The following is a 23579-nucleotide window of genomic DNA, read 5'->3' as shown; positions in this document are numbered from 1 at the left end:
ACTGCCTACAAATGCATCGCCTACTGGTACGCATATATACTGTGTGAAAAAAAACGGGTTGTGAACTGTCCAGCGCCGGCTTGTTGCACTACATAGAGCGCAAAGACGGGCTTTTGTATGGATGTATGTCGCATCTCCCTCTGCGCCGTCGCAATAGACGAGGCTTCGCATGCGTATTTTTCCAATTCTTGCTGCCATTGCACTGGCGGTTCTTCTTTATATGGCAGTGCTTGAGCGTCCAACGCTCATGGCGTTCTTCGGCATGAGTAAAGAGGAAGTCACAGCCGAGCCTGCCACCGCAAATACGCTGAACGCCAAGCTTGCAGATAAACGCGTAAAGGTTGTCGTGCAGAAAGTAATGGGGCAAAATATCGACAGCGCCGTTGTGTTGCGCGGACAAACAGCCGCCGCTCGCCAAGTTGATGTGCGCGCCGAAACTTCTGCCGTTGTCGTTTCAGAGCCACTGCGCAAAGGCACGTTAATCGAAGCTGGTCAAATCTTGTGTAAACTGGATGAAGGTACGCGCAGTGCTGCGCTGAGCCAAGCACGGGCGCAACTGGCCGAAGCACAATCGCGCGTCCCCGAAGCAGAAGCCCGTGTGCAAGAAGCCCAAGCCCGCCTTGAAGAAGCCAAGATTAACCAGAACGCCTCCTCCCGCTTGAAAGAAGATGGGTTTGCCTCGACCTCCCGCGTCGCGAGTTCTGATGCAGCGGTGGCCACAGCCCAAGCAGGCGTCAGCTCGGCCCAATCAGGGCTGAGTGCAGCACGCTCTGGCATCGAGGGGGCGCAAGCCGCTATTGCCAGCGCTGAAGCGGAACTTGCCCGTCTGGTGATCAAGGCTCCGTTCAAAGGACTGCTCGAGAGTGACACAGCCGAGCTTGGCTCCTTGCTGCAGCCCGGCGCACTTTGCGCCACGATTGTACAGCTGAACCCGATTAAATTGGTCGGCTTCATCCCAGAAGCGCAGGTAAACCGCGTGCAGGTTGGTGCCATTGCAGGCGCGCGCCTTGCTGCTGGTGGCGGCGAAGTGCAGGGACGGGTCACGTTCGTATCGCGCTCTTCCGATCCCACAACGCGGACTTTCCTTACCGAAATCGAAGTACCAAATCCCGATCTTGCAATCCGCGACGGTCAAACCGCTGAAATCCTGATTTCGTCCGCTGGGGCAAATGCCCATCTGGTGCCGCAAAGCGCACTGACCCTCAATGACGAGGGTGCGTTGGGTCTTAGGCTGGTGGATGATGCCAACATCGTCGAGTTCCACGAAATCAATTTGGTGCGCGATACGATCAACGGCGCATGGGTCACAGGCCTGCCCCAAGAGGCGAACATCATCGTTGTAGGTCAGGAGTATGTGGTCGAGGGTGTCGAAGTTGCACCGACCATGCGTGAGGTGACACAATGACAGGTATCGTTGATTGGGCCGCCTCTCGTGCACGGATGGTTCTCGCCTTTATCCTGCTGAGTCTCGTTGTCGGGGCTTATGCCTATACCACCCTGCCCAAAGAGGGTGAGCCCGACATCGAAATCCCCGCGCTTTTTGTCTCTGTCCCCTTTCCCGGTATTTCTGCATCGGATGCGGAGACACTCCTGCTCAAGCCGATGGAGACCGAGCTGAGCGACTTGGACGGCCTGAAAACCATGACAGGCACCGCCGCAGAGAACTATGCAGGTCTGGCACTGGAGTTTGAATTCGGTTGGGACAAAACTTCCATCATCGCAGATGTACGCGATGCTATGGGCACTGCCGAGTCCCAGTTTCCGGACGGCGCGGAAACCTATTCCATCAACGAGATAAACTTCTCCGAATTTCCCATCATTATCGTCAATCTTACAGGCCCAGTCCCCGAACGGACCATGGCACGCTATGCAAAGCAGCTTCAGGATGATCTTGAAGGTATGGAAGCCGTTCTTGAGGCGGGTATCGCAGGCAACCGCGACGAAATGCTCGAAGTGCTGATCGATCCGCTCAAGCTGGAATCCTATGACGTTACCGCCAATGAGTTGATCCAGACCGTCCAGAACAACAACCAGTTGATCGCAGCAGGCGAAGTCGAGAGCCGCTCTGGCTCTTTCGCGGTGAAAATTCCATCCAGCTTTGATGATCCGCGCGACGTTTATAACTTGCCTGTCAAAACCAACGGCGACCGTGTGGTCACGCTGGGTGATCTCGCGGAAATCCACCTGACGTTTGAGGATCGTCTTGGAACAGCGCGTTTTGATGGTGAACCCTCCGTGGCGCTCCAAGTGGTCAAGCGCAAAGGTTTCAACCTCATTGATACCGCATCCGCGGTGAAACTTGCCGTCGCAGAGGCCAGTGCGCAGTGGCCGGATGAGTTGAAAGCAGCCGTTGAAGTGGGCACTTCGAACGATCAAAGCCGCGTTGTCGACAGCATGGTGCAGCAGCTTTTGGGTTCTGTTTTCACCGCGATTGCGCTGGTGATGATCGTGGTGCTTGCCGCCCTCGGTATCCGTGCGGCATTGTTGGTCGGTTTTGCCATTCCAACATCGTTTCTGCTGTGTTTCGCCTTTCTTGCGCTCATGGGGATTTCGATTTCCAACATCGTGATGTTTGGCCTTATTCTAGCTGTGGGAATGCTGGTGGATAGCGCGATTGTTGTGGTCGAATACGCCGACCAGAAACAACAAGAAGGCGCAGGCCCGATGGCCGCCTATGTGGAATCCGCCAAGCGGATGTTTTGGCCTGTGATCTCCTCTACAGCGACCACGCTTTGCGCCTTTTTGCCGATGCTGTTCTGGCCCGGCGTCCCTGGGCAATTCATGGGCATGTTGCCTGTCACCCTGATTTTTGTGCTCTCCGCCTCGCTGGTCGTGGCGCTTGTTTATCTTCCTGTTATGGGCGGTGTCACGGGCCGTCTAGAGCAGTGGATGGCCGCAAATATGGAGCGTATTGCAAGCCTGCCGTGGTACCTGCACATCCTGCTATTTCCTGCCGCATTCGCCATGATCGTTCCTGCGTTGTCTTTGCTGGCCTCTGGCACCTTGTTCGGTTGGATCGGCGCACAGTTTACCGCCATGGACGGTCTTGACCTGCTATCGTCAGTTATCCCCACCTTTATCAAAGTGTTCGGCCTTGTCCTCATCGGCGTTGCAGTTCTCTTGCTCGCACTTGGCGGGTTCATGCTGTTCTTGCTTGCCGTTTTTGCCATTCTCACGCGTTTTGGCAAATGGGGTCAGTGGTTGGCATCCAAGCTGTTCCGCAAGGAAAGCAACCGCATCAACGCAGGATACAAACGCTCGCGATTTGGCCGTGTGATCGAGTTCATCGCGGGCAATCCGGTGATGCCTCTTGTCATGGCGGGCGCGGTGTTTGTCTTTGTCGGCACGACGGTAATTTACTTCTCCAACAACTCCAAAGGGGTTGAATTCTTTGTGGAATCCGAGCCCGAGCAGGCCATTGTTTATGTCCTTGCCCGTGGGAACCTCTCACTGAATGAGAAGGACGATCTGCTGCGGGAGGCCGAAGAAGTCGTCATTGCACACCCCGGTATCGCAACTGCATTTGCCTTTGCTGGCGAGGGCGGATTGGACAGTAACACAGGCGGCTCCCAAGCGCCCAAAGACCTTGTCGGGCAAATCCAGTTCGAAACAATCGCGTGGGAAGACCGCATGATGAACCCTGAACTCGACGGGGACATCATCATCGCAGAACTGACCGAGCAGTTGTCAAATATCCCTGGAATTCAGATTGAAGTGCTCTCGCTTGACCGTGGTCCTGCCTCGGGCAAGCCTGTGCACCTGCGCTTCAAGGGCGACCGCTTTGACCATCTGGTGGAAGCGACTGCCATGGCGCGTGCGCATTTTGATGACGTGCCGGGGTTGGTTCTGATTGAAGACACGCGCCCCCTGCCCGGCATCGACTGGCAAATCGACGTTGATGTGGAGAAGGCAGGCCAATACGGCGCGGATGTGCTGAGTGTCGGCGCCATGGTTCAGCTTGTGACACGCGGTTTGCTGCTGGACACTATGCGGGTAGACACCTCGGACGAAGAGATCGAGATACGTGTTCGCCTCCCTGAGGAGGACCGCTTGCTCTCAACACTTGATACGCTGAAAGTACGTACGCCTGACGGGTTAATCCCTCTCTCGAACTTTATCACACGCACTCCTGTCCCAAAACTGGCCGAGATCAGCCGCATCGACCAGCAACGCTATATGGATGTGAAGGCAGATGTGACCCCCGGCTTGATGAAGATCGTCGCCGCAACCCGCGCAGGAGGGGATCCCGCTGCAGCAGTTACCCTTGCCACATTACGCCCTGCGGGGGAAGATTATGACTTCCACGACGCTGAAGGAACACGGTACAAGATCACTGACCGCACTGCGGCCGCCGCTGATCTGAACTTGCAGGAAGACTATTCTGCCCAAAAGCTACGCCTTGTTCCCGTCAACGCGAACGAACGGATTGCTGAGATCACAAAATGGATCGAAACGGCGGACCTTCCCGACGGGATTTCGTATGAATGGACTGGTGATCAGGAAGATCAGGCGGACAGTCAGGCGTTTCTCAGCTCCGCATTTACCGCAGCCCTTGGCCTGATGTTCATCATCCTGCTGGCGCAATTCAACTCCTTTTACAACGCTGTTTTGGTTCTAGTTGCTGTGGTTCTGTCCACTGCAGGAGTGCTGATCGGTATGCTAGTCATGGACCAGACCTTCTCGATCATTATGACAGGGACGGGGATTGTGGCCCTTGCTGGCATTGTGGTGAACAACAACATTATCCTGATCGATACCTATCAGGAGTTGAGCCAGTATATGCCACGTGTTGAGGCGATCATTCGCACGGCGCAGGCGCGTATCCGACCTGTATTACTCACCACGATCACCACCATGGCGGGCCTTGCACCAATGATGTTCGGCCTCTCGCTCAATTTTGCCGAAGGCGGTTATACAATCGACAGCCCCACCGCCTTGTGGTGGAAGCAGTTGGCAACAGCTGTTGTCTTTGGCCTTGGTGTGGCGACCGTTCTCACGCTGGTCCTGACGCCGTCATTGTTGGCGATCCGCGTCTGGGCAAGCACCTATGTCGGCTGGATTGCACAGCTTCTTGCGCGCATGTCCATGGGCCGCGCCAGCCGCGCAGCACGGGACTGGGCGCTCCAGCGCGAGGCAAAGCGGTCGCGCACGGGCGAGTTGCTGTGGAGCGACGAAACTCTTGATCTGACACGCCCTGTAACGCCGAACCAACCGGCGGAATAACGCACCATCACCTGATTGTTACACAAGGCCCCTCGCATTGATTACGGGGGGCCTTATGCTTTGCAATGTTGGTATTTTATAAAAGGATTCACTATGCCTCTTCCCTTCAAGAACCTGACCGCTGTCGCTGTTTTGAGCATTGCAGCCCTCACCGCCCCCGCACATGCCGAGATGATCGCCAAGACCAGCCCCCATTCCGTCTCAGAAACCATGGACCGGCTCGAAGCTGCGGTGACTGCGGCGGGTGCAACGGTATTTGCACGTGTCGATCACGCTGCCGGTGCAATGAAGGTCGAACAAGAATTACGCCCGACCCAGTTGCTGATTTTCGGAAACCCGAAACTGGGCACCCCCGCGATGCAGGATGCGCAAACTGCAGGCCTTGACCTGCCCCTGCGCGTTCTGGCCTATGCCGATTCCGAAGGTGTGGTGCATGTGACATATCATGCCCCGAACAGCCTTGTCGCAGACCACGGCCTGCCCGCTGATGCCGCCTATCTCAAGATGATGACCGGAGCGCTCGACAAGCTGACAGGCAAAGCGGTCGCAGCGGAGTAACGCCGCAGCAAAACACGCCTGCCTGTTCCAGAGCACTCACCGTGACACGGGCGCATGCACAAAAATATCTTCAGGTCCGCCTATCGGGCGGGCCTGACTGCGGGATCACTCTTCGTTTTGCTGGCGATACCAGAGCTGGGCATAACGTCCATTTTTCGTAAGCAGATCATCGTGGGCACCCTGCTCCACGACCACACCCTTCTCCAGCACAATAATACGGTCCGCCTCTGCAATCGTGCTCAGACGGTGGGCGATGGTGATGACGGTGCGCCCCTGACCTGCTTGGCGCAGCGCGTCCTGTATCTCGTGCTCTGTCTCGCTATCAAGCGCACTTGTCGCCTCGTCCAACAGCAATATAGGCGGGTCCTTGAGCAAGGTGCGTGCAATGCCCACACGCTGCTTCTCACCGCCCGACAACTTGAGCCCACGTTCCCCTACGGAGGTATCATAGCCCTCTGGCAAGCTCTTGATGAAGTCGTGGATTTGGGCTGCTTGGGCCGCGGCCTCAATCTCCGCTTGGGTCGCGCCATCACGACCGTAAGCGATGTTATACCCGATGGTATCGTTGAACAGCACGGTATCCTGAGGCACCACACCGATCTGGCGGTGCAGCGAGTTTTGGGTCACGTCGCGCACGTCCTGGCCGTCAATGCGCACACTGCCGCCCTGCACATCGTAAAAGCGGAACAACAGCCGTCCGATCGTCGACTTGCCCGATCCCGTAGAGCCGACAATCGCAATCATTTCACCCGGCTCGGCCACAAGGCTCACACCGTTAAGGATCTGACGGTCCTCGTTATAGGCAAACTGCACGTTGTCGAGTTCTACCTGCCCGCCCGTAACCTTCAGCTCGACAGCGTCGGGTTTGTCCGTCACCTCGGAGGGCTGTTCCAGCAAATCAAACATCTGCCCCATATCCACCAAGGACTGCCTGATCTCACGGTACACCGTCCCGAGGAAGTTCAGCGGCACAGTGATCTGGATCATATAGGCGTTGATCATCACAAATTCGCCCACGGTCAGCTCACCGTTTTGCACGCCGATTGCGGCCATCACCATAACGGCAATCAGACCTGCAGTAATAATCACCGCTTGGCCAAAGTTCAGGAAGGCGAGCGAGTAGTTCGTCTTGATCGCCGCTTCCTCGTATTTCTCCATCGCGCCATCATAGCGAAAGGCTTCACGCTGCTCCGCGCCGAAATATTTTACAGTTTCATAGTTGAGTAGACTGTCGATTGCCTTTTGATTGGCGTCGGTGTCCTGATCGTTCATCTGGCGGCGTAATTTTACCCGCCACTCGGTCACGGCAAATGTGAACCAGACATAAAGGGCGATGGTCACCGCCACGACCAGCATATAGCTCGCGTCGAATTGCACCGTGAGGATGATCCCGATCAGCAGCAACTCAAGGATGAGCGGACCGATGCTGAACAGCAAAAAGCGCAGCAGGAAGTCGACGCCTTTTACACCGCGTTCGATGATACGGCTCAGGCCGCCTGTTTTGCGCGTCATGTGATAGCGCATTGAGAGGCGGTGAATGTGGTTGAATGTCTCAAGGGCCAACATCCGCAAGGCACGCTGTGCCACACGGGCAAAGATCGCATCACGCAATTGCTGGAACCCGACGCCCATCATGCGGGCAATCCCGTAGACTACGGTAAGGCTGATCGCGCCGAGCGCAAACATCGGCACGCCCTCACCCGCAAGCGCGTCTACGGCACCGCGGTAGAATTGCGGTGTTGCCACAATTACCAGCTTGGAGACAATCAGCGCCAGCATCGCCCAGACGACACGCTTGCGCACCCACGGCATGTCCGCAGGCCAGAGATATGGTGCAACTTTACGCAGCACCCGCAACGAGGATTGGCGCTCTTGTTCAGCGGCAATCTCTTCTTCGGTCACAGCTTCTTTTTTGGGGGTAGCGTTCGGGTTGGGTCGGGCTCTGTCAGCGGTCATGGAAGTTCCTATGCGGTGCATTCACTACATAGAATGTCTATCGCCCAAGGACCACCTTAGTTTGGCAAATCAAACACCTGTCCAGGATAAATCAGATCGGGATTACGTATCGTGTCGCCATTGGCCTCAACCACCCGCAGATAAAGCGTACCATCGCCATATCTATCCCGCGCTATCGCCCAAAGTGTCGCACCTGCCTGTACGGTGATTGATTTGATAGGCCCATCGATGCCGGCTACGGCCTGTGCCAGAACGGCGGCAGACTCACGCTTGAACGGTGTTTCGACGCGGCTGCTCACGGTGCCTTGGGCGTTCACTTCGTCTACTCTGAGGGTATAGACCCCCTCGTCCACATTCGGTAAATCACCGCGCCAACGCCCGTCTGCGTCAACAGGCAAGCTGATGACCGACTGGTTGTCCAGATACACGCGAACCTTCGCTGTGTCGGGCTTTGCACGCCCCGTCAGCTGCACCTCGCCGAGGTCAGAATAGCCGATGGTGTCCAGTGCGACCTCACTCGCGACAACCGGGTTCAGCAGGCTGACCCCTTCCGCATCCGATTTCAGCACTGCAATGCGGGGGGGCTCCGCTGTCTCTTGAACAGCTTGCTGACTGGTTGCATTTTCTATTGGCGTGGGTAGCTCTGCTGTAGAAGTCTCGTTTGGGGCCTCAACAACTGCTTGTGCCACAGGTGGCGCAACCGAAGGCGCCAGCAATATCTCATCGGTGGAGGCCGTGACCTCCTCGCCGCTTGTCGCGGACAAGCTCACAACCTGAGCCGTGTCTTTTGCGGGCAGAGAGGCGATAGCAGCAAAGCCGCCAGTGTTATCCGCTTTTGTGGTCGCAACCTCAGCGCCATCCACCAGAATCTTAACATCGCTCAACGGCTCGGCGCGGCCTGCAATAATAGTTGTTCCATCCGTCTCGCGGCGCAGCTCGTCAAAGCTGGGCTTGGCAGGCCTTGTTTCGGCCGTCTGGGGGATGGCCTGTTCGCCTGCGTCCATTTCAGACTTGATCTCTGGAGCCTGTGGTTCAGTGGTCATGGCAGCTTCGGTCGAAACTGGCGCGTCGCCCCCACGGCCAAAGCCGAGATATGCACCGAATGCCAGCGCCACGATCATGCCGCCGCCCGCGACAATCGCGCCTGTATTGCCACCAAGGCCTGTCATCAATTTGCTCATCACAGCGCTCCCTGAAGAGGTTGCAGTTATCACCTGCGTTGAGCCTTTTTACCTGAGAGGCTATCACGGGTCAAAACACCAATCAGTATGCCCGATTTATTCTCACAAGTGATGCAGGAGTATCCAATGTCCCCAATAGCCCCCGCCAAATCAGTCTGCGTTTTTTGCGGCTCTCGCGCAGGGGATGACCCTGCCTTTATCGCCGATGCGAAAAGCTTGGGCACGGGTATCGCTGCGAACGGCTGGCGATTGGTTTACGGCGCAGGCGATGTCGGGCTGATGGGCACCGTAGCGCGTGCGGCCCAAGATGCAGGCGGCGACACCTTCGGCGTGATTCCCGCCCATCTGGTCGCGTGGGAAGTCGGCAAAACGGACCTGACTCGCTACATCGTGACCGAGACCATGCACGAGCGTAAGAAAGTGATGTTCATGAACTGCGATGCACTGGTCGTTTTGCCTGGTGGCGCTGGGTCACTGGACGAGCTGTTCGAGGTGCTCACGTGGCGTCAGTTGGGCCTGCATTCGAAGCCAATTTATATTGTTAATACAAATGGCTACTGGGACCCGTTAAAGCAACTGATGAACCATGTTGCCGCTCGGGGGTTTGCCGATCAAAGCTTGCTGGAGTTCCTGACTTGGGTGCCTGATGCACAAGCCGTGCTGGCGGCATTGGACGGCGACTTAACAACAGGTTAACGCTTCTCACCGCTCAAAGGAAAGCCCCGCAGCGCGATGATTGCGGGGCTTTCCTTTAGATTTATCTTGGAACGTATAATGAAATGGTGACTTCAAGGGCCACCCTCAGATCACATACGAGAAGCTACGTTTTCCCAGTTCACAAGATTATCGAGGAAATTTGTCAGGTAGTCAGGGCGCGCGTTACGGAAGTCGATGTAATAGGAGTGCTCCCACACGTCACAGCCCAGCAGCGTTGTCTGGCCAAAGCACAGCGGGTTAACGCCGTTCTCGGTCTTGGTGACCTTCAGGCCGCCATCTGTGTCCTTCACCAGCCATGCCCAGCCCGAGCCGAACTGGCCTGCGCCAGCGGCTTTGAACTCGTCCTTGAACTTGTCCACGGAGCCAAAGCTCTCGATCAGGGCCTTCTCAAGCTCGGATGGCATGGCACTGTCGTTTGGCCCCATCATTTCCCAGAACTGGTTGTGGTTCCACAGCTGGGAAATGTTGTTGAAGATGCCGCTTTGGGCAACGCTGGACGCGTCGTAGGTGCCTTTGATGATCTCTTCGAGGGACTTACCAGCCCATTCAGTGCCTTCAATCGCCTTGTTGCCGTTCGTTACATAGGCGTTGTGGTGCTTGTCGTGGTGGAATTCCAGCGTCTCGGCGCTCATCCCTTTGGATGCGAGGGCGTCGTGGGCATAGGGAAGATCGGGAAGTTCAAAAGCCATTATGGGCCTCCTCAAAAGTTAAAAAAGGGTATGGCTCACATGAAGCGCGCAATGCGCTCTCGTCAAGGGCTGGCATGCGCAATCTTTTGTTCACCCCCTCAGGAAGCCTTTTGCATTTTTCCGTATTTTGCATGTCCCCTTGCCCGTAAAGCGCTGAGGAAAACTGCCTGATTTTGAAATCACCGAGACCGACTTGGTCTTGGTGTTCAGCGTTGCGATATACCCCAGACCAGGAATAATCTGACCAGCTTTGTCCCTTGCGCCAGAGATAGACCATGTGATGCGCAGGGTATCGCCCTGCGCCCTGACGCGCGCAGCAACAGGTTTGCCAATGAAATGCATGATCACGCCATCAATAACCTGCACCCCACCCTTACCGTCAAAGACAAAGCCCATTTTAGGAGAGACCCATCCCAACGAACGCTTTGCGTCCACATCACAGGCATAAAACTGTCTTGCTGCAAACGCGGGTGTCGCCAGCGCACTCATTAGACCTACAATGCACAAAACACGGCTTAACATCACAACAACTCCTGATAGCATTCATTTAACGCATCGTTACCTAAGACGGAAGGGAAAGTAAATGTTATCGGTAGCTTAGCGTCGGAACACCCCAACCTCCGAGCCAGGCTGCGCCGCGACACCAAGTACGTCGAAGACGTATTGCGCAACAGAGCGAAAGCAGATCACGCGGAACATGTCCTCTTGCGGCATCCAGAAGGCGGCAGGCACCTGTGCGATGCGTGTGCGGCGGAACATGCCTGCGGTAAACTGGCTTGGATCAAGGTCAACAGGTGCCAGTTTTGCCATTACCTCGCGCGCAGAGGGGCCGCTCACGTCGAAAACGGCGCGTGCGTCGGAGACATTTGCAGCCAAGGCGTGGCTGCCTTTAAGTGCATTGTTGAGCTTTCCCAACATTGCCGCCACATCGTCGTAGGCGCAGATGATAAGCACCTCATCAGGTGACATCCACGCAATACTGTTGCCATCCTGCGTGAAGCAATGTCGCTGTTGGGGAATTTTCAAACCTGCCGCAGTCATGCATGCTTTTTGCACTGGCTTAGACGCTAGATCACCGCGCAGCGTGATCATCCCCACGGGACCAACTTCTTTTATTTCAGCAATATCAGCGACATATGTGGCGTTCTTCAACGCGGAAACTGGATCAGACATTCTGCTTCTCCCCTTCTTTATCGTAGAACACTGGATCAACAATCCGCGCACTATAGGTCACACCATCTGTACCCGGAAACTCGAGAACTTCGCCCATGCGGTCAGGCCCATTATGAACCAGCCCCATTGCGATGCCCTTATCCAATGTCGGCGAATAATAGCTCGATGTGACGCGGCCGATCATGTTGCGCTGACCATTGTCGTTTTTGCCGGTGCCTACGGCATAAGCGCCATCCGGCAGCACCGCACCGTCAACGGTCTCAAGCCCCACCAGCTTCCAGCGGTTCGGATCAGCCATATGGGAGCGCAGGTGCGCGCGTTTGCCCAGATAATCTTCTTTCTTTTTGGACAGCGCCCAATGCAGATTGAGGTCCTGCGGAATGACCGTGCCATCCGTCTCGTCCCCGATCATGATAAAGCCCTTCTCCGCCCGCAAGATGTGTAGCGCCTCGGTGCCATAGGGTCTGAGGCCCAGATCTTCGCCAACAGCCATCAGCGCCTCCCAAAAGGCCAGCCCGACGCTTGCATTGACTGCAATCTCGTAGGACAGTTCCCCTGAGAAGGAGATGCGATAGACGCGGCATTTAAAGCCGCCAATCTCGCCATCTGCCCACTCCATGAAGCCCAAGGCCTCTTTGGAAACATCCATGCCACCAAGCTTTTCCAGCGCCTTGCGAGCATTGGGCCCAACCACGGCGATCTGGGCAAATTGCTCGGTTACATTGGCGACATAAACTTTCCAGTCCCACCACTCGGTTTGAAGCCATTCTTCCATATGGGCGTGAATGCTTTCTGCGCCGCCTGTCGTAGTGTGGCACAGCCACGTGTCCTCGTCGATGCGCGCAACAACGCCATCGTCGATCAGGAAACCGTTGTCGTTACACATCAGGCCATAGCGGCATTTGCCGATCTTCAGCGTGCTCATCATGTTGGTGTAGAGCATGTCGAGGAACTTGCCTGCATCAGGCCCTTTGACGATGAGCTTGCCCAAAGTGGAAGCGTCTAGCAGACCCATGTTCTCGCGAGTGTTTTTCACTTCGTTGCTTACAGCATCATGGGTGCTTTCCCCCCCGCGTCGGTAAGCATAGGGGCGCCGCCACTGGCCCACGGGCTCCCACTCGGCACCGTTCGCATCGTGCCAGTCGTGCATCGGCGTGCGTCGGATAGGCTGAAATACTGCATCACGTGCTTCGCCGCCGATAGAGGCCATTGAAATCGGATGGTATGGTGGGCGGAATGTGGTGGTTCCAACATTCGGAATTGCCTCACCCAATGCATTAGCTAAGGTTGCAAGACCATTGATATTACTCAATTTACCTTGATCAGTCGCCATGCCCAAAGTGGTGTAGCGTTTGGCATGCTCAACAGAGACAAAGCCCTCTTGGGCGGCGAGACGCACGTCGGACACTTTGACATCGTTTTGGTAGTCCAGCCATGCTTTCTCACGCAGCTTCACGCTTGCTCCTTGCGGCATCAGCCAAACAGGTGCCATCGGTGCCTCCTCGCGGCGGCTCCCCTTGGCGGCCTTCGCTTCGCGGGGCAGTTTCATGCCCAGACAGCGCAGAGTACCGTCTGCCGCAGCAAAAGCATCGTTGAGCGCATCATCCAGCTGGAAACTGCCAGAGGCCGCCCCTGCTGTGGACACAAATTGCCCCCCGTCCGCACCCTTTGGAGGGCGATCTGGATCAGGACTAAAGCAGGCATTGACCTCATCCCAGATCAGTTTGCCACCACAATGGGACCATAGGTGCACAACAGGGGACCAGCCGCCTGACATGGCAACCGCATCGCAACTAATCTCTTCAAGCACAGCGCCTTCGCCTGCTTGGGCGCAGACGGTGACCCCTGTCACACGCTTGCCGCCTTTTACCGATGAGATCGCATGACCCATCATAACGCGGATGCCCAATGCACGGGCCTGCGTCATCACTTCGCTATCTTGCTTGATGTCGCGTGCATCGAGGATAGCAGGCACATCAAGACCAGCATGCTTGAGCGCAAAGGCCGTGTGGTAGGCATCGTCGTTATTTGTCACCACAACGGTACGGTCGCCAACGGAGACACCGAAATTCACCACATAGTCGCGTACAGCGGCCGCTAGCATCACACCCGGAATGTCATTGCCAGCAAAACTGAGCGGACGCTCAATCGCCCCTGTGGCCGTGATCACGTGACCTGCACGAATACGCCAGAGGCGGTGACGTGGGCCTGGCTTATCAGGATCATGGTCGGTCAACTGTTCGTAGCCCAGCACATAACCGTGATCGTAAACACCAGCGCCCATGGTGCGGGTGCGCAGAGTGACGTTCTGCATACCTGCCAGCTGCGCGAGCGTTGCATCGATCCAAGTCTGCGCGGGCGCGCCGTCGATCTCGCCGCCATCTACGGGCGTGCGACCGCCCCAATGGGCCGTCTGCTCCAGCACGATAACACGTGCACCTGACAGGGCCGCTGCGCGGGCCGCTTCCAGCCCTGCAACACCGCCGCCAACGACCAAAACATCGCAGAACGCATAGAAATGCTCGTAAGTGTCCTCATCACGCGTCTTTGGCGCACGGCCAAGGCCTGCCGAATGGCGGATGATCGGCTCATAAACGTGCTTCCACAAAGGCCGTGGATGGATGAACATCTTGTAATAGAATCCAGCGGGTAAGAAGCGGCTAAGGTGCTTGTTGATCGCGCCCACGTCGAACTCAAGGCTGGGCCAGTGGTTCTGGCTCTCGGCGCGCAGACCATCAAACAGCTCGGTCGTGGTGACACGGGCGTTCGGCTCGAACTTGCCTTCGGAGCCGAGGTTTACAAGGGCATTCGGCTCTTCTGGACCTGCGGCCACGATGCCCCGCGGACGGTGGTATTTGAACGAACGTCCCACCAGCATCTGGTCATTGGCAAGCAAGGCAGAGGCAAGCGTATCTCCCTCATAGCCGTGCATATGCTTGCCATTAAAGCGGAACTTCACCGTGTTGGACTTGTTGATCAGGCGGCCGCCTGTTGCGAGACGGGTGCTCATAGAATTAGCTCCAGCGTAGGGTGTGAGGGCGCAATGAGTTTAAGGGCCGAATGAAGAAAATCCATCACGAGACGTCCCGCCATCCGGGCCGTTTTGCGTCGATTTCGGCCAGCAGGTCTTTGGGCGGGTTGTAGGTCTGGGCCGAGTAGGTGCCAAAAACTTCCAACGTCATCGTATCGCGGGCCATATGGAACCACTTGCCGCAGCCGTTCTGGTGGCGCCAACGCTCGAAATGCACCCCCTTGGGGTTTTTGCGCATGAACAGATATGTTTCCATCTGGTCATCGGACGAACCTACCGTGTGGCGCGTGATGTGTGCTTCGCCATGGGCGTGAAATTCGGTTTCCTCAGCGGTTATGCCGCAGTTGGGGCAGGATACGATTAGCATTAAGAGGCTCCAAACTTGTAATTTCGGGGCGCTACGCCCACATCAGATGAATGGAATGGATTTTCGCGATCATCGTCGCCTTCGCAGTAATCGGCGTGGCGATTGCTCTCTTCGAGAGAAAAAACAAACGCAACCTTCTCAAGCACGACCTTAATTTGCAGGCACGCCGCGATCCGCATACGAATGCCGCCCAGATCCAAGCCGAACATGCCACCATCCACCGCATTTCCGGATTTGACCGCTAGTATCATTAGTGCGCCACCCCTGCGGCAACGCTCTCGTCAATAAACCGCCCTTCGGTGAAGCGTTCCATGCCAAAGGCATCGGTGAGCGGCGAGCGGCCTTTGGCCATCAGTTCAGCCATGGCCCAACCGGAGCCCGGGATGGCTTTGAACCCGCCTGTGCCCCAGCCACAGTTGATGAACACGCCGTCAACGGGGGTTTTGGATAGAATTGGGGAGCGGTCGCCCGTCACATCCACGATACCGCCCCATTGGCGCAGCATTTTGAGGCGAGAGACCATCGGGAATGTCTCGATCAGCGCGCGGACGGTTTCCTCGATGTGATGAAACGAGCCGCGCTGGGTATAGTTGTTGTATCCGTCAGTGCCGCCGCCGATGACCATTTCGCCTTTGTCGGACTGGCTCATATAGCCGTGAACCGTGTTGGCCATCACAACGACATCCATGCAAGGTTTGATCGGTTCGGAGACCAAAGCCTGTAGGGCCACAGATTCGATTGGCATGCGGAACCCCGCCATATCGGCCAGATGACCAGAATGGCCCGCGACTACGATGCCCAGTTTGTCACAGCCGATATCGCCCTTTGTTGTACTGACACCCGTGACCTTACCACCCTCACGTTGGATACCAGTAACTTCACACTGCTGGATCACGTCCATACCCATGTCCGAACAGGCACGCGCATAGCCCCAAGCAACTGCGTCATGTCGCGCCGTACCGCCACGCGCCTGCCACAAGCCGCCCAAGACAGGATAGCGCGGACCGTCAATATTGATGATCGGAACCAGCTGTTTTACCTTGGCGGGGGTGATGAATTCGGTTGTGACCCCTTGCAACATGTTGGCATGGGCTGTGCGCTTGTATCCACGGACCTCATGTTCGGTTTGTGCAAGCATGATGACGCCACGTGGGGAAAACATCACGTTATAGTTGAGATCCTGCGACATCGTCTCATAGAGCGAACGCGACTTTTCATAGATTGCGGCGGATGGATCCTGCAAATAGTTGGAGCGAATTATGGTTGTGTTGCGCCCCGTGTTGCCACCGCCAAGCCAGCCCTTCTCGAGGATCGCGACGTTGGTAATGCCGAAATTCTTGCCCAGATAATACGCCGTAGCTAGCCCGTGCCCCCCTGCCCCGATGATGATCGCATCATAGCGTTTTTTGGGGGCGGCATCCCGCCAAGCGCGGGTCCAGCCTGTGTGGTGGCGCATTGCTTCGCGTGCCACTGCAAATACCGAGTATTTTTTCATCGCTGGTGTCCTTGGAGCATATCGTGGGGCAGATAAAGAATGGATTCGGGGTATCGGGTATCCCGTGGCTTCTTCATGGGGGAACAGCCGGAAAAGAGGATACCCCGCGCGGCACTCTTTATCAATTTTGCGACATCCGCCGCAAGCGGGCATAATCAGAGAGGGTCTATTCGTCGCGGGATGGGTTTTGCCCTCTTTTGATCGCGGGCTGCGCGTACTACATGGGACAAGAATAACGGGAGATCGATCGTCATGATGAGTTTCTGGATTGTCGCAGGTGCGATCACACTGATGGTTGCATTTATCCTTGCAAGCGCCGTGATCCGCGGTGGAAGCCGACAAGTTGGATCAAGAGCCGCATCGGATGTCGATGTCTACCGCGCACAACTCGCTGAAGTTGACCGTGACGTAGCACGCGGCGTCATCGGCAAAGCGGATGCGGAGCGCGTTCATGCGGAAGTGGCCCGACGCCTCATCGCTGCCGACAAGGCGCAGTCGGACGAGACTCAAAGCACCGGCAAGGCACCCGCATCGGTAGCTTTGGCGCTAATCCTTGTCGGACTGGCAGCAAGTGTTGGCACTTACTGGTGGTTAGGCGCACCCGGCTATGGTGATATGGCGCTCAAGGACCGCATCGCCTTTGCCGAGGAAGTGCGCAAAACACGTCCCGCGCAGGAAGTCGCCGAAAATTCCCTCCCGCCGTTTGTGGACCCTGCCGATATGAACGAGCGGTATAAGACCCTGCTGGAACAGCTTCGTACCACCGTCGCTCAGCGGCCTGACGACATTCAGGGCCACACTCTATTGATGCAACAGGAGCGGCGCATAGGAAATTTCGCCGCCGCGAAAGAAGCACAGCTGCGGATTGCCAAGCTCAAAGGCGACAGCGTCAATGCGCAGGATCTTGCGGATTTGGGCGAATTACAGGTTCTTGCAGCGGGGGGCTATGTCTCCCCCGAGGCGGAAATGAGCTTGCGTGCAGCGCTCGCACAAGATGGAACCAGCGGCACCGCACGATATTACCTTGGCCTGATGCTGTTGCAGACGGGGAGACCTGATCAGGCGTTTCGCATTTGGGACGGCCTGCTGCGTGCAGGTCCCGAGGATGCTCCGTGGATACCGCCCATCGTTGCCCAGATTGAAGAATTGGCCGAGCTTGCCGGCGTGCGCTATGCCCTGCCCGAGATCGGCAGTAGCGGGATGCGCGGTCCCAGTTCCGAGGATATCGACAACGCCCGTGACATGACCCCTGCCGAGCGGATGGATATGATCGGCAGCATGGTAAGCGGACTGTCCCAGCGCCTTGCAACCGAAGGCGGCCCTGCCCGTGACTGGGCGCGCCTTATTTCCTCGCTGGGTGTGTTGGGAGAGTGGGAGCGTGCGCAAGCAATCCACGCCAACGCCATTGAAGTCTTTGCAGATGATCCAAACGCATTGGATATGATCAACGCCGCAGGCCGCGATGCGGGAGTGGTCGATTGATACATGAAGACATTAAGGCCTTCGCAGCTGCGGTCCCCCCCATGCGTGCGCTTATAGGCCTTGATCTGGGCGAAAAGACCATCGGGGTGGCTGTCACAGACAGCTTCTTATCTGTCGCGACCCCACTGGAAACCGTAAAGCGCAAGAAGTTTGGTCTGGATGCTGCGCGGTTGGGCGAGATTATCGCCGAGCGGGGGATCGGGGGTCTGATCCTTGGCCTGCCCTTCAATATGGATGGCTCCGAGGGGCCGCGCTGCCAGTCGACACGGGCCTTTGCACGCAATTTTGACCGCCTGCACCCCGCCCTGCCCATCGGCTATTGGGACGAGCGGTTGTCGACTGTTGCAGCAGAACGGGCGTTGCTGGAGGCGGATACGTCGCGCAAGCGTCGTGCAGAGGTAATCGATCACGTAGCGGCAGGGTATATCCTGCAAGGGGTTCTAGACAGGTTGCGCGTAATACGCCGCGTGCAGGAAGGATAAAAGATGAGTGATGAAGTCTGGAAACGTGCCGAGGTCGAAAGCCCCTGCATCAAAATTTGCGTCATTCACCCCGAGAGCCGCCTGTGTACGGGCTGTTTGCGTTCGATCGACGAGATTGGCGCATGGTCAAAGATGAGTGCGGAAGTACGTCGCGCGGTGATGGATGACCTGCCATCGCGTGCAGGTGCGTTCTCTAAACGGCGCGGGGGCCGTGCAGCACGGCTGGCAGGTAAACCCTAATCCGACAGTAGCGAGATCAAATGAATGGCGTTTGAGGACTTAGACTTCGCGTTTCGTAGGATTGCCAAACATCGCAACAGCAGCGCGGCGACGCATCTGTCGTGGCATCTGAAGCACTGTTAATCCACCCGTATCATTTGCGGCGACCAATTTCTTGCCCCGCGCGAACTCACAGCATGGCGCGTTCAGTGCCGGGTAGAGACCAGTATCGCTCATCCCTGCATCGTGATAGGCCAATCGGCCAAATGGTCCTGTAATGATCTGTTTCATAGCCCTGCCTCATGCTCAAATTGCCCCTCTTGCGGGGGCGTGCGTTGAGCGTACATCCCAATTCGTTTGGGCAACAATATGGCAAGGAAAAGATAATTGTGTGCAGAGGCGAAACGGTTACAATTGTGCCACACGCAAAAGACCGGCACCCAGCAGGGTCGCGGCCACGGCGATTACCTTGCTGCGGTCCAGCCGTTCTTTGAAAATCACTACGCCAATCAGGACCGCAAATACGATGCTTGTCTCCCGCAGGGCTGTAACAAGTGCGATCGGCGCTTGGGTAAAGGACCAGATAACAATGGCATAGGCAGCAAAAGACGCTGTGCCCCCGATGATGAACACACGCCGCGCACTGGTGGCCATTGTGGTCAACACACCGGGGTGGCGCAGGCGGATATAGATCGCAAAGAGCACCGCATTGACCGTCCCGAGATACGCATAAAACCCCACAGGGCTGCCCGAAACACGCGCACCATAACCGTCGATCAATGAATAGGACGCTATGAAGCAGCCGGTCGTCAGCGCAAGTTTCACCGCTTCAGCATTGCGTGCACCGTCAGCGCCCCTCAGTAATGCCATGCTCATCAACCCCATCGCAATCATGCCAACGGCGACGGTTTCCAGCAGCGACAGCCGCTCGCCGAGCATCACAACGGACACCCCCGTGACCAGCAGCGGTGCCAATCCACGGGCGATAGGATAGACTTGGCTCAGGTCGCCTTTTGTATAGGCTCCCAGTAAGAACACCTGATACCCAAGATGGGCCAGTATCCCTGCAAACATCCATGGTAAACTCTCGATTGACGGGGTCGGGACGAATAAAAGCGCCAGTGTCGCGGGAGGCACATGGCCCAACATGACAGCCGCCATCGTGACCCGCTTATCCACGCCCCCCTTCACCATCGCGTTCCATGCAGCGTGCAAAAACGCGGCGGTAAGGACGGCGAAAAAGACTGTTGTGGTCACGGGGTGGCCAGCCATTCGGTTGCACCACCCGCGCATTCAGGTCGCAAAAACGCGATCATACGCCCCTCACCTGTGGGATCTGGGTCATCACCCCACGCCTGTGTGCCATGCAACACAAAGGGATGCAGCAGCGCGCTTTGGCCGGGTTTAAGCAGGAGCGGTACCTGCTCGCAGGTCTCGAACACCTCGCGGCGGGCTGCTTGATAGGCATCGGTAATATCAACCTGCGCTACAGGCCCCTCACCGATGGCGCGGCGCAGGGCGGCCTGCATGATCTGCTGACTTCCCCTCCAGACGACGGTTGGGCTATGTGTCACGTCGTTCAGGGGGAGCGATAGAATATATGCGTGGTATTCCAGCGCAAAGCGCCGCCGCAATTTACCCATTGGTAACAATCCATCCACATGAGCCGCCGCGCGGGTGCGGCGGTAACGATGGTTGGCGTCACTCTCATCCGCATCCTGTTTGGGATAGCCTGCATAGATAATCGACAGTTGCGCCTTGTGTTGCGGCAACTCCGCTACGAAAGGCTTCCACGGTCCTGCAAGGGGCACGCCAGCGATGCTGCCATCATGTCCGCTGGCCAAAGCGTCAACACCAACAAACCAAGTCTGACCGTGGCGCAGATTATCAGGGCCTCGCATCTTTGGATCAGCGGCGATCTTGCGCGCTTCGCCCAATGCGGCCTGCGCCCAGGCGGCTGTACGCGGATCATGGTCAAAAACCCTGAAACCGTCTGCCCCCGTCACCCCATCAGCGCCTTACGCAACATGTTGAGCGCCACCAGCACCAAGAACACGGCAAAGACCCGCTTGAGCGGTTTGGGGTCCATGGCATGGGCCAGTTTTGCCCCAAGGGGGGCCGTGATCAGCGTCATTGCAATCACCAGCACAAAGGCCACGAGATTAACCGCACCAATGGTAAACGGAGGTCGCGTTAAAGGATCAACCGTCACAAAAAGGAAACCGACCACCGCAGGTGTTGCGATCACAACGCCAAACCCTGCGGCAGTCGCCACTGCGCGGTGAATGGCAGTGTTGTACAAACTCATCAACGGCACACCGAAACTGCCGCCACCAATGCCCATCAACACAGACAGAAACCCGACAGCAGGTGACAAGGCCGCACGCGCAACACCCTTTGGCATCGCCTGCCCCAGCCGCCATTCCGAACGGCCAAATCCCATGTAAAGGCCAACAATGAGGGCCAGCACACCAAAGATGGCCTGCAATGTGCTAGAGCGTAGACCAGACACCACAAGCATGCCTACTACAGCACCAATCACAATGCCCGGCGCCCACGTACGCAGTATTTCCCAATCCACCGCGCCTTTCTTATTGTGCGACAGAACCGAGCGGACAGAGGTAACGATAATCGTTGCCAGCGACGTTGCCAGACAGATCTGCATCAACTGGTCACCGCCATAGCCAAGCGTCTGAAACGCATAGAAAAACGCAGGCACCAGTACGATGCCGCCTCCCACACCCAAAAGACCGGCCAGTACACCAGCAAAAGCGCCAATTACCAAAAGCAGCACAGCCATCTGGATCAGTAAAAATGTCTCTGGCATCGTGGCGCTCCTGTTTGATTTGTCAAAGTGCTACACTGCACGCGCTTCGCTTGCCAGAGCGCTTTGATGCGCGATTTGGTCAAGCGCTTCTTTGACAAGGGCAGTCCCCGCCCCCTCTACATGCGCACCTTCGGACAATATACGTCGCCAGATACGCGCACCGGGGCGGCCCGCAAAAAGGCCCATCATATGCCGCGTGACTTGTTGCAGCTTACCGCCCTTGTCCAAATGCGCCTCGATGTATGGCAGCATGGCAAGAACGACATCCTCGGCAGAGGTATCCTCGCCCTCGCCAAAAATACGACGATCCGCCTGACACAGGATCTCGGCGGGTTGGTGATAGGCCGCGCGTCCGATCATCACACCGTCCATCCCCCCATCAAGCGCTGCCTCCGCCGCCTCGAGCGTGGTGATCCCGCCATTGAGAGAGATGTGCAGATTGGGGAACAGCTCTTTCATGCGGTGGACGAGTGGATAATCCAGCGGCGGGATATCGCGGTTTTCTTTCGGACTCAGCCCGTTTAGCCACGCCTTACGCGCATGGATTGTCATCCGCTCAATGCCCGCCCCCACCATCCGGCTCAAGAACTCAGGCAGAACTTCTTCTGCGTTTTGATCATCGACGCCGATGCGGCACTTCACCGTGACCTCGACATCCACTGCGCGTTGCATGGCATTGACGCATTTCGCGACCAAAGCAGGATCCTTCATCAGTACTGCGCCAAAGGCACCAGACTGAACACGGTCCGACGGACACCCGACATTGAGGTTAATCTCGTCATATCCTGCTTGCGCTCCCAGCCGAGCCGCCTCCGCCAACTCTGCCGGATCAGACCCGCCCAGTTGCAGGGCCACGGGATGCTCACTCGGATTGTGATCCAACAGATGAAGTGCATGCCCGCGCACCAAAGCAGGCGATGTTACCATCTCGGTATAAAGCAGCGTGTGACGGCTCATGAGGCGGTGTAACGTCCGGCAATGGGTGTCGGTCCAGTCCATCATCGGCGCCACACTCAGACGCGCCGCTCTTGAAACCATGGCTTTTCCCATATTTCGCTGGGAAACTCTTTGTCCTAAAGGTTGTCTTATATCAGACATTTCCAGCACATTCTCGCTCTTTTGATTGTTCTGCCCCCCACGTAGGAGACACTATTCTGATATGGGGGACAGGTTAGCACCGACCACTAGAGGACTGAATATGGCATCTATCGAAAAACGTAAACGCGCGGACGACACTTCCGCATACAAGGTCGCGGTTGTCATGCGTGTTGATGGCAAGCGGCACAAGAAACCTGCCACATTTGACCGCCGTATTACGGCAAATGCATGGGCACAGAAGATGGAGCAACAGATCAAGAGTGACGGCCCCACAACATTTACGCAAAAGCCTGAGCTGTCCCTCACCGTAGCTTATGCTGTGACAAAATATATCGAGAGCAATAGGGTCCTATTGAAAAGTCCCAGACTGTAGGTGATCAAGTTTGTTGCTGATGGCAGGTACAGGTTTTCCGAAATCAAACTTGAAAACGTTTCCTCCCACGATGTACGTGACTTTGCGGAAGAACTGGCGCTCGGGAACCGCGCACCAGCTATCGTATCCAGTTACCTGACCCATGTTTGTCACATCCTCGCTGTCGCCGAGGATGATTTTGGTTCTGCGTATGATGTGTGCTTAGACGCGCTCGATCGAAGGAAAAGAGCTGCTCGTCGGCATGGCCTTGCAGGTACATCCCAAGTGCGAGATCGGCAGCCTACCGATGAAGAGCTCGAAAAGCGAATGCAGCATTTCTCAAGTCTGTATGAAAGAAACAAGCCGTGCATTCCGATGCATTAGGTTTTTGCGTTCGCAATTTTTGAATGTAGACGCCAGTCCGAAATCACGAGCATCAGATCGGATGATTGTGAAGAAGACGAAATCCTTGTAACCGGCATGAAGCAACCGCGGCGCCCAGAGGGCATCGACACCATCACAACTCTGACCGACGAGGCAAAACATATCATTGCACGCGATGGCGAACGAGAGATAGTTCGGGTTTTCCCATATAATACAAGCACGATCAGCAGGCAGTTTACCCATGCATGTAAACTCCTTGGCATCGCGATTGGACCTGTCGCGGTTTGATGCCGCTCCTTTGATAGCATTTACTGCAACAAAGTAGACTGACTATGGGACTGAAAC

Annotated in this window: 23 protein-coding genes; 10 read left to right on the top strand and 13 right to left on the bottom strand. The window is 56.5% G+C overall.

Going from position 1 to position 23579, the window contains the following annotated elements; genetic code table 11:
* The first annotated feature begins 169 nt into the window (after positions 1-169).
* From Q0775_RS13680 to Q0775_RS13670, 3 genes are all read left to right on the top strand, one after another.
* Positions 170-1405 (top strand): efflux RND transporter periplasmic adaptor subunit, encoded by a 1236-nt coding sequence (locus Q0775_RS13680; protein WP_298861894.1) that lies wholly within the window; start codon positions 170-172, stop codon positions 1403-1405.
* Positions 1402-5223 (top strand): efflux RND transporter permease subunit, encoded by a 3822-nt coding sequence (locus Q0775_RS13675; protein WP_298861891.1) that lies wholly within the window; start codon positions 1402-1404, stop codon positions 5221-5223. The genes Q0775_RS13680 and Q0775_RS13675 overlap by 4 nt, the downstream gene beginning before the upstream one ends.
* Positions 5224-5316: 93 nt before the next feature.
* Positions 5317-5781: a DUF302 domain-containing protein gene (locus Q0775_RS13670; protein WP_298861888.1), complete on the top strand. Its 465-nt coding sequence runs from the start codon at positions 5317-5319 to the stop codon at positions 5779-5781.
* Between the two features lie 105 nt (positions 5782-5886).
* On the opposite strand, the gene Q0775_RS13665 is transcribed toward Q0775_RS13670, so the two are convergent.
* On the bottom strand, positions 5887-7737 hold the full coding sequence (locus Q0775_RS13665) for an ABC transporter ATP-binding protein/permease (RefSeq protein WP_298861885.1): 1851 nt from the start codon (positions 7735-7737) through the stop codon (positions 5887-5889).
* Between the two features lie 56 nt (positions 7738-7793).
* Positions 7794-8918: a LysM peptidoglycan-binding domain-containing protein gene (locus tag Q0775_RS13660; RefSeq protein WP_298861882.1), complete on the bottom strand. Its 1125-nt coding sequence runs from the start codon at positions 8916-8918 to the stop codon at positions 7794-7796.
* Positions 8919-9044: 126 nt separating this feature from the next.
* Between Q0775_RS13660 and Q0775_RS13655 the strand changes: the two genes are divergently transcribed.
* Positions 9045-9614, top strand: a complete 570-nt coding sequence (locus tag Q0775_RS13655; RefSeq protein WP_298861880.1) for a TIGR00730 family Rossman fold protein — start codon at positions 9045-9047, stop codon at positions 9612-9614.
* 110 nt (positions 9615-9724) lie between these two features.
* On the opposite strand, the gene Q0775_RS13650 is transcribed toward Q0775_RS13655, so the two are convergent.
* From Q0775_RS13650 to Q0775_RS13630, 5 genes are all read right to left on the bottom strand, one after another.
* On the bottom strand, positions 9725-10324 hold the full coding sequence (locus tag Q0775_RS13650; protein WP_298861877.1) for a superoxide dismutase: 600 nt from the start codon (positions 10322-10324) through the stop codon (positions 9725-9727).
* 90 nt (positions 10325-10414) lie between these two features.
* On the bottom strand, positions 10415-10846 hold the full coding sequence (locus Q0775_RS13645) for a hypothetical protein (protein WP_298861874.1): 432 nt from the start codon (positions 10844-10846) through the stop codon (positions 10415-10417).
* 75 nt (positions 10847-10921) lie between these two features.
* Entirely contained in the window at positions 10922-11497 is a 576-nt protein-coding gene (locus Q0775_RS13640) for a sarcosine oxidase subunit gamma family protein (protein ID WP_298861871.1), read from the bottom strand.
* A complete protein-coding gene (locus tag Q0775_RS13635) occupies positions 11490-14507 on the bottom strand; it encodes a sarcosine oxidase subunit alpha family protein (RefSeq protein WP_298861868.1) in 3018 nt (1005 codons plus the stop codon). Before Q0775_RS13635 ends, Q0775_RS13640 begins: the two co-directional genes overlap by 8 nt.
* 64 nt (positions 14508-14571) lie before the next feature.
* On the bottom strand, positions 14572-14895 hold the full coding sequence (locus Q0775_RS13630; protein WP_298861865.1) for a sarcosine oxidase subunit delta: 324 nt from the start codon (positions 14893-14895) through the stop codon (positions 14572-14574).
* Between the two features lie 50 nt (positions 14896-14945).
* Here Q0775_RS13630 and Q0775_RS13625 point away from each other — a divergent pair, with 50 nt between their 5' ends.
* A complete protein-coding gene (locus tag Q0775_RS13625; protein WP_298861862.1) occupies positions 14946-15140 on the top strand; it encodes a hypothetical protein in 195 nt (64 codons plus the stop codon).
* Between the two features lie 5 nt (positions 15141-15145).
* On the opposite strand, the gene Q0775_RS13620 is transcribed toward Q0775_RS13625, so the two are convergent.
* Positions 15146-16390, bottom strand: coding sequence for a sarcosine oxidase subunit beta family protein (locus tag Q0775_RS13620; protein WP_298861859.1), 1245 nt, complete (start codon positions 16388-16390; stop codon positions 15146-15148).
* Between the two features lie 252 nt (positions 16391-16642).
* Between Q0775_RS13620 and ccmI the strand changes: the two genes are divergently transcribed.
* Genes ccmI through Q0775_RS13605 form a run of 3 tightly spaced genes read left to right on the top strand, consistent with a single transcriptional unit; the run spans position 16643 to position 18594 of the window.
* A complete protein-coding gene (gene ccmI, locus Q0775_RS13615; protein WP_366863650.1) occupies positions 16643-17872 on the top strand; it encodes a c-type cytochrome biogenesis protein CcmI in 1230 nt (409 codons plus the stop codon).
* Positions 17869-18354, top strand: coding sequence for a Holliday junction resolvase RuvX (ruvX, locus tag Q0775_RS13610; RefSeq protein ID WP_298861856.1), 486 nt, complete (start codon positions 17869-17871; stop codon positions 18352-18354). Before ccmI ends, ruvX begins: the two co-directional genes overlap by 4 nt.
* 3 nt (positions 18355-18357) lie before the next feature.
* Positions 18358-18594, top strand: coding sequence for a DUF1289 domain-containing protein (locus Q0775_RS13605; RefSeq protein WP_298861853.1), 237 nt, complete (start codon positions 18358-18360; stop codon positions 18592-18594).
* Between the two features lie 39 nt (positions 18595-18633).
* Here Q0775_RS13605 and Q0775_RS13600 read toward each other — a convergent pair whose 3' ends face one another.
* The 5 genes from Q0775_RS13600 to dusA form a co-directional block, all read right to left on the bottom strand.
* Complete coding sequence (locus tag Q0775_RS13600) at positions 18634-18864, bottom strand: hypothetical protein (RefSeq protein ID WP_298861850.1); 231 nt, start codon at positions 18862-18864, stop codon at positions 18634-18636.
* 117 nt (positions 18865-18981) lie between these two features.
* Complete coding sequence (locus Q0775_RS13595; RefSeq protein ID WP_298861847.1) at positions 18982-19845, bottom strand: DMT family transporter; 864 nt, start codon at positions 19843-19845, stop codon at positions 18982-18984.
* Positions 19827-20579, bottom strand: a complete 753-nt coding sequence (locus Q0775_RS13590) for a hypothetical protein (RefSeq protein WP_298861844.1) — start codon at positions 20577-20579, stop codon at positions 19827-19829. Before Q0775_RS13590 ends, Q0775_RS13595 begins: the two co-directional genes overlap by 19 nt.
* Positions 20576-21400, bottom strand: coding sequence for a sulfite exporter TauE/SafE family protein (locus Q0775_RS13585; RefSeq protein WP_298861842.1), 825 nt, complete (start codon positions 21398-21400; stop codon positions 20576-20578). Before Q0775_RS13585 ends, Q0775_RS13590 begins: the two co-directional genes overlap by 4 nt.
* 30 nt (positions 21401-21430) lie before the next feature.
* Positions 21431-22450 (bottom strand): tRNA dihydrouridine(20/20a) synthase DusA, encoded by a 1020-nt coding sequence (dusA, locus tag Q0775_RS13580; protein WP_298861840.1) that lies wholly within the window; start codon positions 22448-22450, stop codon positions 21431-21433.
* A gap of 148 nt (positions 22451-22598) precedes the next feature.
* Here dusA and Q0775_RS13575 point away from each other — a divergent pair, with 148 nt between their 5' ends.
* Positions 22599-22871 (top strand): hypothetical protein, encoded by a 273-nt coding sequence (locus Q0775_RS13575; protein ID WP_298861836.1) that lies wholly within the window; start codon positions 22599-22601, stop codon positions 22869-22871.
* Positions 22872-23234, top strand: a complete 363-nt coding sequence (locus tag Q0775_RS13570) for a hypothetical protein (RefSeq protein ID WP_298861833.1) — start codon at positions 22872-22874, stop codon at positions 23232-23234.
* Positions 23235-23579: the final 345 nt, after the last annotated feature.

It is taken from the genome of uncultured Sulfitobacter sp. (assembly GCF_947499945.1).
Taxonomy (GTDB): domain Bacteria; phylum Pseudomonadota; class Alphaproteobacteria; order Rhodobacterales; family Rhodobacteraceae; genus Sulfitobacter.
The sequence above is the reverse complement of the archived record's forward strand: the minus strand, read 5'-3'. Positions and strand labels throughout refer to the sequence as shown.

Bases quoted from the DNA above. Each gene is read 5' to 3' on its own strand.
- Q0775_RS13645 (WP_298861874.1), bottom strand. From the start codon at position 10,846: ATGTTAAGCCGTGTTTTGTGCATTGTAGGTCTAATGAGTGCGCTGGCG.
- Q0775_RS13600 (WP_298861850.1), bottom strand. From the start codon at position 18,864: ATGAAACAGATCATTACAGGACCATTTGGCCGATTGGCCTATCACGAT.
- Q0775_RS13635 (WP_298861868.1), bottom strand. From the start codon at position 14,507: ATGAGCACCCGTCTCGCAACAGGCGGCCGCCTGATCAACAAGTCCAAC.
- Q0775_RS13655 (WP_298861880.1), top strand. From the start codon at position 9,045: ATGTCCCCAATAGCCCCCGCCAAATCAGTCTGCGTTTTTTGCGGCTCT.
- Q0775_RS13630 (WP_298861865.1), bottom strand. From the start codon at position 14,895: ATGCTAATCGTATCCTGCCCCAACTGCGGCATAACCGCTGAGGAAACC.
- Q0775_RS13575 (WP_298861836.1), top strand. From the start codon at position 22,599: ATGGCATCTATCGAAAAACGTAAACGCGCGGACGACACTTCCGCATAC.
- Q0775_RS13595 (WP_298861847.1), bottom strand. From the start codon at position 19,845: ATGGCTGGCCACCCCGTGACCACAACAGTCTTTTTCGCCGTCCTTACC.
- dusA (WP_298861840.1), bottom strand. From the start codon at position 22,450: ATGGGAAAAGCCATGGTTTCAAGAGCGGCGCGTCTGAGTGTGGCGCCG.
- Q0775_RS13625 (WP_298861862.1), top strand. From the start codon at position 14,946: ATGGAATGGATTTTCGCGATCATCGTCGCCTTCGCAGTAATCGGCGTG.
- Q0775_RS13585 (WP_298861842.1), bottom strand. From the start codon at position 21,400: ATGCCAGAGACATTTTTACTGATCCAGATGGCTGTGCTGCTTTTGGTA.
- Q0775_RS13620 (WP_298861859.1), bottom strand. From the start codon at position 16,390: ATGAAAAAATACTCGGTATTTGCAGTGGCACGCGAAGCAATGCGCCAC.
- Q0775_RS13680 (WP_298861894.1), top strand. From the start codon at position 170: ATGCGTATTTTTCCAATTCTTGCTGCCATTGCACTGGCGGTTCTTCTT.
- Q0775_RS13670 (WP_298861888.1), top strand. From the start codon at position 5,317: ATGCCTCTTCCCTTCAAGAACCTGACCGCTGTCGCTGTTTTGAGCATT.
- Q0775_RS13665 (WP_298861885.1), bottom strand. From the start codon at position 7,737: ATGACCGCTGACAGAGCCCGACCCAACCCGAACGCTACCCCCAAAAAA.
- Q0775_RS13650 (WP_298861877.1), bottom strand. From the start codon at position 10,324: ATGGCTTTTGAACTTCCCGATCTTCCCTATGCCCACGACGCCCTCGCA.
- Q0775_RS13605 (WP_298861853.1), top strand. From the start codon at position 18,358: ATGAGTGATGAAGTCTGGAAACGTGCCGAGGTCGAAAGCCCCTGCATC.
- Q0775_RS13675 (WP_298861891.1), top strand. From the start codon at position 1,402: ATGACAGGTATCGTTGATTGGGCCGCCTCTCGTGCACGGATGGTTCTC.
- Q0775_RS13660 (WP_298861882.1), bottom strand. From the start codon at position 8,918: ATGAGCAAATTGATGACAGGCCTTGGTGGCAATACAGGCGCGATTGTC.
- Q0775_RS13640 (WP_298861871.1), bottom strand. From the start codon at position 11,497: ATGTCTGATCCAGTTTCCGCGTTGAAGAACGCCACATATGTCGCTGAT.
- ccmI (WP_366863650.1), top strand. From the start codon at position 16,643: ATGATGAGTTTCTGGATTGTCGCAGGTGCGATCACACTGATGGTTGCA.